At 42.5% G+C, this 15,635-nt stretch carries 14 protein-coding genes and 1 riboswitch; of the genes, 5 read left to right on the top strand and 9 right to left on the bottom strand.

Annotated elements, in window-relative coordinates:
* Positions 1-77: 77 nt before the first annotated feature.
* From ACFORF_RS06405 to ACFORF_RS06385, 5 genes are all read right to left on the bottom strand, one after another.
* Entirely contained in the window at positions 78-920 is an 843-nt protein-coding gene (locus ACFORF_RS06405) for an amino acid ABC transporter substrate-binding protein (RefSeq protein ID WP_380426527.1), read from the bottom strand.
* Positions 921-1,050: 130 nt separating this feature from the next.
* The gene (locus ACFORF_RS06400) at positions 1,051-2,421 is read right to left on the bottom strand and encodes a glycoside hydrolase family 32 protein (RefSeq protein ID WP_380426525.1); all 1,371 of its coding nucleotides are present in this window, start codon (positions 2,419-2,421) and stop codon (positions 1,051-1,053) included.
* An 87-nt stretch (positions 2,422-2,508) separates the two neighbouring features.
* Complete coding sequence (locus ACFORF_RS06395) at positions 2,509-2,871, bottom strand: DUF4430 domain-containing protein (RefSeq protein WP_380426523.1); 363 nt, start codon at positions 2,869-2,871, stop codon at positions 2,509-2,511.
* Positions 2,852-3,367, bottom strand: coding sequence for an ECF transporter S component (locus tag ACFORF_RS06390; RefSeq protein WP_380426521.1), 516 nt, complete (start codon positions 3,365-3,367; stop codon positions 2,852-2,854). The genes ACFORF_RS06395 and ACFORF_RS06390 overlap by 20 nt, the downstream gene beginning before the upstream one ends.
* 1 nt (position 3,368) lies before the next feature.
* Complete coding sequence (locus ACFORF_RS06385; RefSeq protein ID WP_380426519.1) at positions 3,369-4,502, bottom strand: 5-methyltetrahydropteroyltriglutamate--homocysteine S-methyltransferase; 1,134 nt, start codon at positions 4,500-4,502, stop codon at positions 3,369-3,371.
* A gap of 173 nt (positions 4,503-4,675) precedes the next feature.
* On the opposite strand from ACFORF_RS06385, the gene ACFORF_RS06380 reads away from it, so the two are divergent.
* The 3 genes from ACFORF_RS06380 to ACFORF_RS06370 all read left to right on the top strand — a co-directional run bounded on the left by ACFORF_RS06380 (position 4,676) and on the right by ACFORF_RS06370 (position 6,891).
* Positions 4,676-5,524 (top strand): glycoside hydrolase family 25 protein, encoded by an 849-nt coding sequence (locus ACFORF_RS06380; RefSeq protein ID WP_380426517.1) that lies wholly within the window; start codon positions 4,676-4,678, stop codon positions 5,522-5,524.
* 96 nt (positions 5,525-5,620) lie between these two features.
* Positions 5,621-5,731, top strand: a riboswitch (TPP riboswitch).
* A gap of 44 nt (positions 5,732-5,775) precedes the next feature.
* On the top strand, positions 5,776-6,330 hold the full coding sequence (gene thiT / locus ACFORF_RS06375) for an energy-coupled thiamine transporter ThiT (protein ID WP_380426516.1): 555 nt from the start codon (positions 5,776-5,778) through the stop codon (positions 6,328-6,330).
* 87 nt (positions 6,331-6,417) lie between these two features.
* Entirely contained in the window at positions 6,418-6,891 is a 474-nt protein-coding gene (locus ACFORF_RS06370; protein ID WP_380426514.1) for an aminoacyl-tRNA deacylase, read from the top strand.
* 408 nt (positions 6,892-7,299) lie between these two features.
* On the opposite strand, the gene ACFORF_RS06365 is transcribed toward ACFORF_RS06370, so the two are convergent.
* Positions 7,300-8,202 carry an HAD family hydrolase gene (locus ACFORF_RS06365; protein ID WP_380426512.1) on the bottom strand — a complete coding sequence of 301 codons (903 nt, stop codon included), beginning with the start codon at positions 8,200-8,202 and terminating at the stop codon, positions 7,300-7,302.
* A 151-nt stretch (positions 8,203-8,353) separates the two neighbouring features.
* On the opposite strand from ACFORF_RS06365, the gene lysS reads away from it, so the two are divergent.
* The gene (gene lysS / locus ACFORF_RS06360) at positions 8,354-9,844 is read left to right on the top strand and encodes a lysine--tRNA ligase (RefSeq protein WP_380426510.1); all 1,491 of its coding nucleotides are present in this window, start codon (positions 8,354-8,356) and stop codon (positions 9,842-9,844) included.
* A 529-nt stretch (positions 9,845-10,373) separates the two neighbouring features.
* On the opposite strand, the gene ACFORF_RS06355 is transcribed toward lysS, so the two are convergent.
* Positions 10,374-10,754: an alpha/beta hydrolase family protein gene (locus ACFORF_RS06355; protein WP_380426508.1), complete on the bottom strand. Its 381-nt coding sequence runs from the start codon at positions 10,752-10,754 to the stop codon at positions 10,374-10,376.
* Positions 10,755-11,061: 307 nt separating this feature from the next.
* Between ACFORF_RS06355 and ACFORF_RS06350 the strand changes: the two genes are divergently transcribed.
* On the top strand, positions 11,062-11,304 hold the full coding sequence (locus ACFORF_RS06350; protein WP_380426506.1) for a hypothetical protein: 243 nt from the start codon (positions 11,062-11,064) through the stop codon (positions 11,302-11,304).
* 59 nt (positions 11,305-11,363) lie between these two features.
* Here ACFORF_RS06350 and ACFORF_RS06345 read toward each other — a convergent pair whose 3' ends face one another.
* Entirely contained in the window at positions 11,364-13,964 is a 2,601-nt protein-coding gene (locus ACFORF_RS06345; protein ID WP_380426504.1) for a family 78 glycoside hydrolase catalytic domain, read from the bottom strand.
* The gene (locus ACFORF_RS06340; RefSeq protein WP_380426502.1) at positions 13,951-15,597 is read right to left on the bottom strand and encodes a glycoside hydrolase family 3 protein; all 1,647 of its coding nucleotides are present in this window, start codon (positions 15,595-15,597) and stop codon (positions 13,951-13,953) included. The genes ACFORF_RS06345 and ACFORF_RS06340 overlap by 14 nt, the downstream gene beginning before the upstream one ends.
* Between the last annotated feature and the right edge of the window lie 38 nt (positions 15,598-15,635).

Raw genomic sequence — 15,635 nt, 5'->3', positions numbered from 1 at the left:
TCTAAAAAAGTGTTGAGGTTGCTTGCTTTAACAAGCAAGGAAAAAGAGGGAAAGCTGACTTTCCACTCTTTCATAGATTATTCAAATTCGCTAGCATCTGGAAGGTAGCTGCCACCAAGGAATTCTTGAGACAGTTTTTCCAAAGTACCGTCTTTGTAGAGTTCTTTCAAGCGTTCGTTGATGAATTTTTGAACATCTTCTTGGCTTTGTGAGAGAACAAAGTAGACGTAAGGTTTTTGGTCAGATTCAAGGTCAAGCTCGATGATTTCAATGTTTTCCAAGCCTTGCTCTTCAACGATCGTACGAACAGACTGAGTTTCAAAAATCTTGTAATCAAACTTACCGCTGTCAAGGCTGAGCAACATTTGTGCTAAATCTTCGTTGGTATAGTTGATGTTAGTTTGCGCATCAGCATGCTCAGTGTTGTAGGTTTCAAGCATAGCTGCTGTTGACGTTCCTTGAACAACCTGAGTTGACTTACCAGCGATATCATCATAAGACTTGATGCCTGAGTTTTTGTTAACCGCTAAAACCAGTGGGTTAGAAGCTGTTGGCAATGAGTAAAGGTACTTGGCTGCGCGTTCTTCGTTGTAGCTGATGTTGTTAGCACCGATAGCGAACTTATCAGAATCCAAACCTGCAAAGATTGAAGACCAGGCTGTTTTTTCGATTTTCAATTCGTACTTCTCAGAACCTTCAAAGACTGCACGCGCCACTTCGATGTCATAACCAGTCAAGTTACCATCTGCTTCATATGAGAAAGGCTTAGTCGTTCCAACAGTTGCTAAAACAACAGTTTCTTTCTCAGCTGCCTTTGTATCTGCTGTGTCAGTACTTGATGATTTAGAACCACAAGCAGCTAAAACTAGGGTTGATGCTAGAGCTACAGCTCCAACTTTCAAGATATTTTTCAACTTCATAATCATCCTCCAAAATAATGATAAACCTATCTTATCATTTTCTTAAAAAACATGAAAATACTTAAAACCTATCACAGTGATAGGTTTTCTTTATCATCCTAGTAAAATAGCAGAGCTAAACTAGGAGCAATTACCTTACTTGAGAGAGTTTCTGCTCTCCTGCAATATAACAAGTCGCCGTCATGGTCTCCTGTCCGTCATTGATAAAGAGTTCAAGAGAATTAGTGTCGATGAGCACACCAATTTTATGGGCTTTGATGGCGACGGTCCGTCGAGTCACAGGCTCTTTTTCCTGGCCAGCCATTGCATATTGTAAGCCAGACCTATCCAAATAGACGAGCCCCTTATCCGCATCGTAGCCAAAGGTTAGATGTTCTTGGGCATTTCCCAACTCAAACATAGCAGAGCTCTCCAGGTCAAATTCCCCATAAACAGCTGAGGTCAGTTCCTCATCTAGTACCAGTTCATCCAACTGGGCCAGGCTCTCTGACAGAGGGCGTTGTTGGAGATAGCCACCCTCAAACATCAATTCACGTGGGAAGGTCAAGTTACAAGCCCAACCTTCTTCCAAATCTTGGGCTGGCATGGCACGATGCCACATCTGCATCCAAGCAATCATAATGCGACGCCCCTGATCATCTTCCATGGTTTGGGCTGCATAAAAATCCTGACCATGGTCGATTTCTTGGACCTTCTCTGGAATAAAGATTTTTTTCTCCCAGTCCACTTGACCCGTGAACAGAACCGTTGAAAAGAGGTTGGCAAAATCGCTGTCGTCTTTTTCATAGTGCATGGGAGACACAATTAAGTAGGACTTGCCATCTTTTTCAAAATAGTCCGGACACTCCCACATGGTTCCCTGATGATCTTCGCCTTCTAGAAAAATGGATTCAAACTCCCAAGAGATGAGGTCATCCGAACCTAGAAGCACGACAACACCCTTTTCTGAAGAATGCCGAGAGGCAATAACAGTATAATAACGACCCTCACGTTCAAAAACCTTCGGATCCCGGAAATCCTGCCTTACCAAACCTTCTGGCAAGACATCGCCTGTCACAACCGGATTTTGAGCCACCTTTTCAAAATGGATACCATCTTCAGATACGGCAATATTCTGCACCTGCTCATTGCGGGCATCTCCCTCACCGAAATAGCAATTCCCCGTGTACATGAGGTAGAGCTTATCATCCTTGACAATAGCAGAGCCTGAAAAACAGCCGTCCTTATCGTAAGTTTGATCCGGTGCGAGGGCTACTGGCAACTGCTCCCAGTGGACCAAATCCTTAGACTTGGCATGACCCCAGTGCATAGGCCCCCAGTAAGAACTGTAGGGATGATACTGATAAAATACATGGTACTCCCCCTTGAAAAATACAAAACCGTTGGGATCATTAATCCAGCCTACTTGGCCAGTCAAATGGGCCTTGGGCCGAAATCTCGGATTCACCATCTCCTGATGACTGTCAATATAAGCCTGAGCTCCCGCTAAACTTGTTTCCATCGTCTCTCTCCATCATCTTTTTCTTCCATTTTACCTTTTTTTAGGCCATTTGACCATGCAAAAAAGGCTGGAAAGCCAGCCTCTTCCTTATTTATAGACTTCTTGGTAGAATTCGATGACGTCACCGTCTTTGACTTCGATTTGGTCTGCGGCCTTAGGTGCCATTTCACCATTAACATCGAACATCCAGTAAAGACCTTTTGATTCGTCTTGGGAAACACCGTCGATAGCAGTAATGAAGCCGTCTTTTTCTGTAACATCGTAGTTGTCCTTGAGGACGTCCATAACCGTATCACCTTCATCAAAATCAACCGTTTCATCGACCTTGTTAGTGTCAAGGGTCACGACAAGGTTAACTTGACCTTCGTCCTTAGAAGCTGTGCTATTGCCACAAGCGACCAAAAACAGGGCTGATAGGAAAACGATAAGGCTAGTGAGGTACTTTTTCATGGAATAATAATCTCCTAAATATGGGTTCTAGCAGGGGGTAAAAGATGAGAGTTGATAGGGCGTGGGCCAGGTTGAAACTTAGTCCTGCCATCACGTAGCTCCACCAAGGCATGCTATAGAGCAGAGCACCGATCGAATCAATGACGACACCGTAGACAATCCCCATCAGAGCTGCTACTATAGATTGTATAATAAGTTGATGGACTTTGGCAAGAGGGAGTACCTGGATGAGTTTGTAGAGTCCCAACCAGATGACCAAAACTATCGCAAAGGATACAATCTGCCAGAGCACCCATGGCCCAAATCCTAGTAAAAAGGATGAGACTAACATGGTCACAGCCATAATGAGAATGCTGTCGGTTAGATTCAAAAAAACTGCACATATTAGAAATATGGCAGTGATGGGTTGGATATTGGGTAGGCTTGCGAAAGCCTGTCGGCTGGCAACACAGAGGGCCGCCAGCATGGCTATCCGACTCATTCTTTTGGTGGTCATCTTATCCCCAAACTTCATCAATGATTTCTTTTACAAGTGCTAGTTTAGCCCATTGATCTTGGTCTGTCAAGATGTTACCTTCTTCAGTTGACGCAAAGCCACACTGGGTTGACAACCAGATTTGTTCAAGTGGAATGTACTGGCTGGCTTCCTTGATGCGGGCGATGATGGTTTCCTTGTCTTCCAATTTACCTTCTTTTGAAGTAATCAAGCCAAGCACCGCAACCTTGTTAGGATCCTTGAATTCAGCCAAGGGCTCAAAACCACCTGAACGCTCATTGTCAAATTCCAAGAAGTAGGTTTCAGCGGCTTCCTTGTCAAAGAGGGTTTCTGCAACTGGTCCATAACCACCTGATGTTGCCCATGTTGAATGGAAGTTCCCACGGCAAACGTGAGTGTTAAGGGTAATCCCTTCGGGAATGTTTTCATAGACATCATTGTTGACAGTCAAGAAACGGTTGGACAAGTCAGCACGGACTTCTTCACCAGTTTGACCAGTTACACTACCCCAGGCATTGAGGAAGTTATCGTCTACAAGAGTACCCCAAGTACAGTCGTCGATTTGGATGGTTTTCAAGCCCGCTGCTTGCAAGTCTTTGATAACAGTCAAATAAGCAGTTTTAAGGTCTTCGCGCAGAACATCAAAGTCAGGATAGATTTCATTCAAACGTGCCACATGCTCAGCGTCACGGATCAACTCAAAGTAAAATTGAGATGGTGCTGGAATAGTATACTTAGCTTCAACCGCTGCTCCAGTTTGGTCCACATAGTCCTTCAAGAATTTATAGGCTGGAACAAAGGGGTGACCTTCGCCGGTGATTTTCCCAGAAACGATAGCTGAGTCAGCCTTAGTTGTCTCATCGTGGAAATGATACCCCTCAGCAGCCTGAATATGGTCTACACCATTAAAGCCCCAGAAGAAGTCCAAGTGCCAGTATGCGCGACGGAATTCCCCGTCAGTCACCTTTTCGAGGCCAGCCGCGATTTGTTGGTCGACCAGTTCTCGGATAGCTGCATCTTCAATTGCTGCTAATTCTTCAGCAGACACGGTACCTGCTTCAAAGCCAGCACGCGCGTCCTGCAAGTTTTGCGGGCGCAAGAATGATCCAACGTGTTCAAAATATTTTTTAGCCATAATAGTTCTCTCCTTATCCAGCTCCTAGTAATTTTCGATAATCCTATTGTAGCATTGCAGAGCATAGCTGTAAATTATGGATTTTTTATGCTATGTTATAGTTTTAGACTATTTAATCGGTTAAGAAGCGCCATGTTTTGATTTTTAAGACAGAATGAGATAAAATAGTAAGAATGAGAAAAAGAATAAAACCAATTGTGGTCTACTTCGTACTCGGTTTACTCAGTCTCACCCTGGTCCTTGCCCAGGCCCACCAGGCCAAGGTTCGTCAGAAAACTCTGGCAACGGCCCAGCAGACAATTCCTGAACCGACCACGACCGTATCCACCACAACCTCTAACGAGGAGGAAGACGAGACCCTCGTCCTCAATCCTATCATTGATATTTCCGGCTGGCAGCTGCCTTCACAAATCAACTACGATACCCTATCTAAAAATATTTCTGGAGCTATCGTCAGGGTTTTTGGAGGATCGCAGATTACCAAGGATAACAATGCCGCCCACACCACTGGCGTCGATAAATCTTTCAAGACCCATATCAAGGAATTCCAAAAACGTAACATTCCTGTGGCTGTCTACTCCTACGCCCTCGGTACTAGTGAAAAGGAGATGCGGGAAGAAGCTCAGCTATTTTACAAAAATGCATCACCCTACAACCCGACTTTCTACTGGATTGATGTCGAAGAAGTCACCATGACCGATATGGATGCAGGCGTTCAGGCCTTCCGTGAAGAACTGAAAAAACTTGGAGCTGAAAAAGTCGGCATCTACATCGGCACCTACTTCATGCAAGAGCAGGCCATTACCGTTGATCAATTCGATGCTGTCTGGTTCCCGACTTATGGAAGTAACTCTGGCTATTATGAAGCTGCGCCAGAAACTGATTTAGAATACCACCTCCACCAATATACTTCCGAAGGCTCCTTGCCAGGTTTTGATGGCTCTTTGGACCTCAACCAAATTGCGGTCACCCAAAAAACCAAATCAACCTACGAATACCTCTTCGGAGAAATTAAAGAATAGATGAGTCAGGCCACAAAAACGGCCTGATTTTTTTCATTCCAGGCATATCCCTTGACCGACTGAAAACACTTTCTTATAATAGTCTCATTAGTATAATAATTTCACAGGGAGTGCTGAAGCGAAAACGTGGATGCTGAGATCGTCAAACGAAATCCTAAGGACCTGATCTAGCTAAGACTAGCGTAGGGATTGTGATTCTGGCTAGAATGTAATTGCCAGCCTCCTTCTGTGACCACAAAAGGAGGCTTTTTATGTCACACAACTCAACTCGTACCCTGGTAGAAGCCGCTATCTTCGCTGCTCTAGCTATGGCCCTCTCTTTCGTACCTGATTTCCTAGAATGGTTCTCACCATCTTGGGGCATGATTCCTCTGGTCCTCTTTAGCCTACGCAGAGGTCCCAAATACGGCCTTTTGGCTGGTTTGATTTGGGGACTACTTCACTTTGTTGCTGGTAAGGTCTACTATCTCTCCCTGTCTCAGGTGGCGATTGAATATATCCTAGCCTTTACGGTTGTCGGATTTGCAGGGCTGGTCACAGTTCCCTTCCAAACTGCACTGAAAGCTAATCAAAAGGGACAGGCTCTGGGACTTATCTGGGCTGGAACTTTTCTCGCCTGCCTCTGTCGCTATATCTTCCACTTCATCGCTGGTGTCATTTTTTGGGGTTCCTACGCGCCTGAAGGCATGTCTCCATACTTTTATTCCTTCACGGTCAATGGCACAGCTGCTGGGTTAACCTTGGTAGTGACCGCGATTGTCCTTTCCAGTCTTTATCTGACCCAGAAAAACTTCTATAACATCTGAGATAGTCCCTCCTCCAAAACTATCTCACTGAAATTGAGAATATGGTATACTGAGTGTACCGCATTTTTGAGTGACAAGGAGACTGCAATGGCAAAGAAAACTAAGCAAAAAAAGACCCTGGTTGACCAAATCCTAGATAAGGCAGGAATCGCCCATGACAGCCTAGATTTCAATGGACTGGAGGGCCAATCACCAGACGGTGTCAATCGCTCTGATATTTTTAAAACCCTAGCTTTATTGGGTGACAAGACCGGCCCTGTCATCGGTATCATCCCGATTACCGATCATCTCTCAGAGAAAAAACTAGCCAAACTTTCAGTCAATAAAAAGGTCTCCATGATTTCCCAAAAAGATTTAGAAAAAACCACTGGCTACATCCATGGGGCCAACAATCCAGTTGGCATTCGACAAAAACATCGCTTCCCCATTTTCATTGACCACCAGGCAATAGAAAAAGGCCAGATGATTGTCTCGGCAGGTGAACTCGGGCGTTCAATCCGGATTGATGCCCAGGTCCTCGCAGATTTCGTTCAAGCAGAATTTGCTGATTTAGTTGAATAGTCCCTATCAAAAATCAGAATCCCAGTTCATCTGGGATTTTTCTTGTACTCAAAAGTAAAAAGCCAGCTACAGGTACTATTATTTTCAGGAAATCACGAAGCTTCCCATATTACCTACGAATCCGAACAGTTAAAAAGCCCCAGCTTTCGCCAGGACTCCTCAGGAGATTTATGAAATCATTTGCCATCCCTTGGTGCTTTAGCACTTAAGGATGACGATACTGCCTTGGCAGTAAAAAGTTTTTGAGCAAGTTCTTGAGACTTTAATCGCTTAGCACTTGCCATGCAAAGATGTCCGAAGAGTTCGGATGAAATCTGTAACGATTCGATGACATCTACTGCTAGGATGCTTATAGTATAGCCAGGCTGGCTTAAAGTAACCTAAACTAGGCCTAAAACTTTTTTTAACCTATCTCCCGTATTTCATTCGAAGAATCTTTTCCTGCTTTTTGTCCAAACGCAGAAGAATCACAACCTTATCAATGGACATATTGCTCTCCAAGAGACGCTCGGCTGCCATCATGAGACCATTGTTTATCCCCATTTCAAGGATTGGATTCTTCTTGTCGTTGATGTCAAAGATAAACTTATTATCAGGCAGGTCAAAGAGGACCTTGACTGCTCCAAACAGCTGCTCAAAGTTATCAATCGCCACATCATAGACTGGCTTAGTGCCTGGCTTAAGCGTCCGTCCACGGTGATTAAACCACATGGAATGCCAGCCGCCATTGAAGGCACCCATGATATCATTATCATAGGAATCTCCGACGTAAAGCGTTGTTGCTGGGTTCATATCAAATTGCTCAGCTGCCAGATTGAAAATTTCCCGCTCAGGTTTTTGAAAACCTGTCGCCTGACTAACGATGACCCGCTTAGGATCCACATAGTCATAGAGCCCCAGCTTCTTAACCTTTTTCAGTTGGTGCTCTGTTGGCCCATTGGTGATAATTCCCATAGGGACATTTTTTGACTTGAGAAAATCCAGCGTCATCCGCATCTCATCCAGCATAGTGATGTTTTCCAGCTCATGTTCATAGATTTCCTGGAAATAAACACCCGTTGCCTCATCGATTTCACGATAGCCAAATTCTAAAAGCGTCTCTTTGCAGCGCCAAAAGCGAAAATAATCCGTCGTCCACTCACCCGCCATAACCCGAGGAAAACCGACATCAGAATAATGACGAAAACGAATATAGGCTGCATTGATTTGACTCATATCAAAGCCAGGAAAGCACTTTTCAACTGCAATCCGGTAGGGCGCTTGCTGGTCATAAATCGTGTCATCTACGTCAAAAACAATCGATGTTATCATGTCTCTTCTCCGAAAAATTTCTTACTCCTGATTATACACTAATTACTATACTATATCAAACTTTACCAAACCTACTTTTTTTCAGCAATATCCTATGTCTTATAAGGCTTTTTATGGTAGAATAGAGAGAATTACTTTTGAGGAGGACATGATGTCTAATCAACACGTTGAAGAATTAAATGACCAACAGCTAGTCCGTCGTGAAAAGATGGCTGCGCTTGCTGAACAAGGGATTGACCCATTCGGGAAACGCTTTGAGCGCACTGCAAACTCAGGCCAATTACAGGAACAATACGCTAACACTAGCAAGGAAGAACTGGAAGAACTTGCTGCTTCCGCTATCATTGCTGGACGCTTGATGACCAAGCGTGGTAAGGGTAAGGCTGGATTCGCCCATATCCAAGACCGTGAAGGCCAAATCCAAATCTACGTTCGTAAAGATGATGTCGGTGAAGAAGCTTACGAAATCTTCAAGAAAGCCGACCTTGGTGACTTCCTTGGTGTTGAAGGGGACATCATGCGGACCAACATGGGTGAATTGTCTATCCATGCCCGCAAATTGACCCACCTGTCTAAGGCTCTCCGTCCACTTCCTGAAAAATACCACGGATTGACAGACGTTGAGACCATCTACCGCAAGCGTCATTTGGACCTTATTTCTAACCGCGACAGCTTTAATCGCTTTGTGACTCGCTCTAAAATCATCTCTGAAATCCGCCGCTACATGGATGGCCTTGGATTCCTTGAGGTGGAAACACCAATCCTGCACAATGAAGCTGGTGGTGCTGCTGCTCGGCCATTTATCACCCACCACAATGCACAAAATATCGACATGGTGCTTCGTATCGCAACTGAACTCCACCTCAAACGCTTGATTGTCGGTGGTATGGAACGTGTCTACGAGATTGGCCGTATCTTCCGTAACGAGGGGATGGACGCAACCCATAACCCTGAGTTCACCTCTATCGAAGCTTACCAAGCCTATGCAGACTACCAAGACATCATGGATTTGACAGAAGGCATCATCCAACACGCAACCAAGGCTGTTAAGGGGGATGAACCAGTCATCTACCAAGGCACTGAAATCAAAATCAACGAACCTTTCCGCCGTGTCCACATGGTCGATGCCATCAAGGACATCGCTGGCGTTGACTTCTGGGTTGACATGACCTTTGAAGAAGCTGCTGCTCTTGCCAAAGAAAAACATGTCCCAGTTGAAAAGCACTACACAGAAGTCGGCCACATCATCAATGCCTTCTTCGAAGAATTTGTCGAAGAAACCCTGATTCAACCAACCTTTGTCTACGGTCACCCTGTTGCCGTATCACCATTGGCTAAGAAAAACGATGAAGACTCACGCTTTACAGACCGTTTTGAGCTCTTCATCATGACCAAGGAATACGCCAACGCCTTTACCGAGCTCAACGACCCAATCGATCAGTTGTCTCGTTTTGAAGCCCAAGCCAAGGCTAAAGAACTTGGTGACGATGAAGCGACTGGTATCGACTACGACTTCGTAGAAGCCCTCGAATACGGTATGCCACCAACAGGTGGTCTTGGAATCGGTATCGACCGCCTCTGCATGCTCTTGACAGATACGACAACGATTCGAGATGTACTACTGTTTCCGACGATGAAATAATTGTCGTTATAAACCTTGATTTCATGCGGTTTATAGCTCGTCAGTGACAGAACTCACCACCAATTTACGACCAATTTTTCAACTCTGGAAAAGTAGTCAAAAAACCTAAATTTAACGAAAATAAAAAACGAACATTCTTCATGAGATCAGTCTCTAGATAAAAGAACGTTCGTTTTTATTCTTCTCCTAAGCATCACATTTATTTGGGTAATCGATGGATAAACGGAACATGAAGTCATGCCAATTATCCGAGACAAATTCTTGAATTGCAGTTGAGATAAAGTCGAGGCAATAGTTGTCATTATCTCGTAACTGTTTTGCATTAAAATTTAAAAGAAATTACTGGACGAATTGAGTTGGTACACTCTATAAGAACTCTATCATCTTCAGAGAGTCTAAAGTTAATTATAAACAGAACCTGATCTAGAGCATTTTATTACAATTTAAACCAAACTTATTAATTAAACAACTTCTTTTTGCTATAACCAATCTGTCCAACTTAGACCCCTTTGTATTATGTCGTTCTATTTTAAGCCCAATTGCTTTTTTTATTTAGAGAGAGTGTAAAGCGTTTTTCAAGCCATGCTTCAGCAAGATCCACCCTCTGCCTTGCGTCAGCATTCACCTCTGTCAAAGCTGCCGCTGTCGCTTGGGTTGCCAATGACAATCCATGGGGCCCTTCTTCAAAAATATGCAATTCAAACGGAATTCCAGCCTCAGCAAGAGCTGTCCCAAGGCGCGTGGATTGGCTAACTGGAACGAGCTTGTCCCCAGCAGTCGCCCAAATAAAAGTGGGCGGTGTCGCATCGTCTACTAAACGGGCTACGCTAGCTTGGAGCAACTGCTCCTCAGAAGGCGTCTCTGTTCCAAACAAGGATAGATTGGCCACCCGAAAGAGACCTTGAGCCATTTGATCTTGCGTCTTAACATGTGCCTCATGAGCAAAATAATCTGTAAGAGAACTTGGTGTAGTTGATATTTAACTAGAGCCTTTTCTTGCCTAAGAGCCTTAGGTCGAGGACGGTAAACAGTCTCTTTCCGCTAGATTAAAAAAAGTAGATGCACATAGGAGATCCTCTTATTGTGGTAAAACGGATTCAACAATAAAACAACAGGACATTTGAAGAGAATTCTTGAATTGTAAAAGCCCAGTTCATAAAGTACTCCACAAATGAACTGACTAGCTATTTTATGAGTTATATCTTGGAGAACTACCTATGCAACATATTTCTATTGTAAGTGAGCTGTTAAAATTCATTAATCATACCAAGCAAGATAATGTTAATTTTGCTATTCAGAAGGAATGCTTAGCATTTTACTCAGTGCAGCAATCAGAAGTATCTACAAAAGATATAACCAGCGTCGGCAACAATGACAATACTCCCCAACTGTTTTTCATGCATTTTAGACCAGCTAAGTCTGGTTTTTTGACATTATACACCAAAACCAGCCATTTGTGATGAGGCTGGTTAGTAGTGATGAGTCAACTATTTTTACGAAAAAATCTAGCATATCATGATTATGCGATGAAGGACAAATGATTTTCTCCTGCTTGTAACCATTGATAATCACCATTAGGTGTGATGAAAATAGCTTTTGTTCTAACGGGTAAGTTCACTGAAATAGAGACTCTTGTGCCATTTTTTTCCCAACGAACCGTTAAATCACCATTAGGAGTTTTTAAACGCCCCTCCACCCAATCTAAATGATCTGTGTAATGGGGAAATATGGTATAAGTTGCGGTGTTGTCAATAACATCTGGAAGGTTTATTCCAAGTAATTTTTCAACAATAAAATCTTCAATTGCACCATAAGCATAATGGTTGAGAGAGTTCATATCTGTACCACTGATCGTTCCATCTGGCAAAAGAGAATCCCAACGTTCCCAAGTGGTTGTAGCCCCCATATTGACTTCAAATAGCCAACTAGGAGCAGCTTCTTTGAATAATAGATTAAAAGCTTCTTGTTTTAGCCCATTATCTAGTAGGGCATGTGGTAATGCAGGAGTTCCGGCAAATCCTGTGGTTAAAAATCCATCGTGCTCAGTTAAGTTATTTTTCAAACGGTCAATCAAGTCTTTTTGCGCCATTTCATTTGGGTAAAGACCGTATCGAAGGAGGAGTGATAAACCTGTTTGTGTGTCAATTCGAGTTGGGATACTTTGCCCAGCAAAAGTATTAGCCATATTTTGGCGAATATGCTCAACCTCAGATTGGAGTGTTTTAGGATTCAGGTTTAGTTTATTTTCAATAAAGTAAGTCTTTAGTATTGCTTGACGAATGTCCTCGGTTAATTGTTGGTAAAACTTAGTACGTTTGTCGTTTAAAATGTGGAGTGCTTGTGCCGTATAATTAGCAGAGAGGTAGTAGTAGACAGAAGCTACCAAAGCAGAATCTGTAGCACCAAATACAGAGCCCTTGATACCAGAGTCAAGAGCTAGCCAGTCTCCCAACTGCCAACCAAAATCCCATAGCCTGTTTCCGCCTCTGGCTTCATCTTGTTGATAAATAAAATCAACCCAATCCACCATACTATCTATATGTTTTGCTAGTAACCCCTTGTCTCGGAAATGTTTATAGAGCGTGTAAGGCAGAACAGTAGCAGCGTCTCCCCAAACAGCCGCGCCAGCACTTGTCAAGAAGGGATTTAGCCCTTCTTTATTATCAACTTTAGGAAGAGGGGCAAAGAAAGGTATAGCTCCATTAACATGTTTTTGTTCTAGACTAAGCATTTGCATAAAATGTCCCAAGAAAGCTCTAGTTTCCATATTATAGCAGGCAGTATTAGCAAAAACAGTGATATCCCCTGTCCATCCCATACGTTCATCTCGCTGTGGACAATCTGTTGGGATACTTAGAAAATTATCTTTTTGACTCCAGCGAATATTGCTCATCAGTTGGTTCAATTTATCATGAGAAGATGAGAAAGAAAATCTCTCATCCATCAAGCTATGAATAGCTTGAGCTTTAAATGTTTTTGCTTCATGTTCGCTTAGTCCTTCAACTTTTACATATCGAAAACCAAAGAAAGTGAAGTGAGGTCTGATAAAGCGCTGGATATCATTATTAAGAATGGTAAACGTTTGTTTAGCAGTCCGTAAATTATCCGTGTAAAAAGTATCATTTTGCAAGATTTCTGCAAATTGAAAGATTACTCTCTTTTTATTTGCAGGTAATGTACCACTAATCCATCCTGTCATTTCTTGCCCAAAGTCTAAAATAAGTTGCCCAGCAGCGTCATAAAAAACACAAGGAGTGAAAGATTCCACAATTCCTATTGGTGGGTCGATTCGCCCTTGTAAATTCTGCTTAGTATCGTTGACTTCTACTGTGGTTAAAAGTTTAATAGTATGTCCAAAATCAATAGTTTCGCCATCGTAAATAGAATTATCCTGAATTGCTGTGCTCGTCGTTTTCCAAGAATTGTCGGTAACAATTAATTCAGTGCTACCGTCTTGATAAGTAATATGAAGTTCAGCAATTAGTTTTTGCTTATCCCCGTAAAGGTTTTCAAAACCACCTTCGAAGACAAAACGGCCACGGTACCAGCCGTTTCCTAAAATAAAAGAGAGTTCCATTTCTGGGGTGAGTAAATCAGTCACATCATAGGTCTGATATTGCTCAATGAAATCATAGCTATGATAACCTGGAGTGAAATATTCTTGCCCAACCTTTTGATTGTTAAGTTCAACTTCGTAAAGTCCTAAACCAATGCTGTACAGTCTTGCAGATTGAACTGGTTTGTCCACAGAGATGCGTTTTGAAAAGCGGACGCTTGGTAAACTTTTTTCGTTATAAGTAATCCAATCAGCACTCCAAAGTTCATCCATCTTTGAGGTTTCAAAATGGCTAACTGCTTGACTATTTTCTGTGGAAACTCGCCAAAAATAGTGTTGTCTAGGTTCTAAAAAATCAGCCGTAGTGCTTATGGTATTAAAGGTGTCAATTATTTCATCTTTCCAAACAATGTCTAAAAATGTACTGTCTTTAGCTACTTCAATGGTGAAAGAGAGATTATCTGGGACGTGTTGAGTAGCCAATTCCCAAGAAAACGTTAAATAATCAAAATGGTACCCAAGGGGCTCATTGATGCCATTTACCTTTAAATTATGGATTTTCATGTCTTAGCTCCTTTAAAATATGATTATCGCAGAATGGGTTAATTGGACTAATTCCCTTGAAGGAAGTTTCACCAGTCAGTTTAGCAATAGTTGCTTTGATGAAATGCTCATAGTTACAATAAGCATTGATGACGGTGTCGACCATAGGTAAGTCAAAAATATGATAAGGATTTCCAAAGCTAATTAAAGCAGTTGGAATTTCTTTGACAAACCAAGGGAGATTATTTCCTAAACCAAATAAAGTATGCCAGTTGATACGAGCCACGGTTTGATTGCTTGCATTTTCAACGTTAGCAATGTAGAGGACAGCATCATATTTGTTGGTAAAGTCTTGGACGGTATCTAATTCCCAAAAATTAGTTTCAGGTTCATAGATAGTTACATCAAAACCACGTGATTTTAACTCAGAGGTAACTTGCTTAGTTACTCTAGAATTGGATTCAAAACCACCCAAAATTTGAATAAGTAAACGTTTGTGATGTTTTGGAGTGAGAGGCAGTAAGTTTTGATCGTCTTTGACAAGAGTAATAGAGCGGTCTGCCAGCTCATTTTGCTCTTGTTCGTAGTTTTCAAATTGTCCTGAACCGTGTTCGATGTGTAAGTGTAATCCAAGTGAAGCTTTAGTAGCTAGAATTCTTGTAACAGCTTCATCTAGACGTTCCAGTGTCAAAATGCCATTGGTGATACCGTCTTTCATGAATTGAATATCTTCTTCTAAAACACGATTAAAGAGTAACATGTCACAACCTGCCTGAATGGCATAAGGAACAGCCTCACGACGTTTCATTGCTGCCCCAAATCCCACCATAGGACTGGCATCTGTTATGGTTAAGCCGTTAAAACCAAGTTCTTTTCGGAGTAAATTTTGCAAGAGTTCAGGACTGAGTGTTGCAGGCATCTCATCACCTGTGTAGGCTGGTAGGGCGATATGGCCAATCATAACTGCTTTAGACCCATAATCAATCAGTTCTTGGTAGACACGGCCAAATGTTTTGCGCCAAGCAGGCATTGACAAGCTATTAATAGAGGTCAACAGGTGTTGGTCACGTTCATCCACCCCATCTCCAGGGAAATGTTTGATTGATGTCATTAAACCATTATCATGGAAAGCTTGTGTATAGGCCTTGGCATTTTCAATAACATGGTGAACTTGACTACCATAGGTACGGACATTTGTGATAGGATTTCTAAAATTGAAGTCTAGATCAATGACTGGAGAAAATCCCCAGTTTACACCGACTGCCTTACCATCACGAGCAGCTATTTTTCCTAAAGTGTAAGCATCTCGAGAGTCACCTGTAGCAGCAACGGCCATTTGACGACCGTAGGCTGTTGCTTCAAACGCAGCTCCATTACCACCATCTTCAAGATTGGCTGTTGTTAATAGTGGAATTTTGCTATTTTCTTGCATGTACTGATAAGTTTTCTGAACCTCCGTAGCTTCTCCAGGGCGGAAAAATAGCCCACCAATACCGAGAGAAATTAAATGGTCGAGGTATTCGGGCTCTGTTGAATAACCGATAGGAAGAAAGAGTTGACCTATTTTTTCATCTAAGCTCAAGTGACTTAGTGTTTCTTGAACCCACTGGATGGCATCATCATCAAGATAGAATGGTTTCTGTTTTAAATTCATGGTATTTTCCTTTCACATAAGACTAAGGAGGGAGCAAT

It is taken from the genome of Streptococcus caprae, from assembly GCF_042649745.1.
Lineage (GTDB): Bacteria > Bacillota > Bacilli > Lactobacillales > Streptococcaceae > Streptococcus > Streptococcus caprae.
This window is presented reverse-complemented; position numbering and strand designations above follow the sequence as displayed.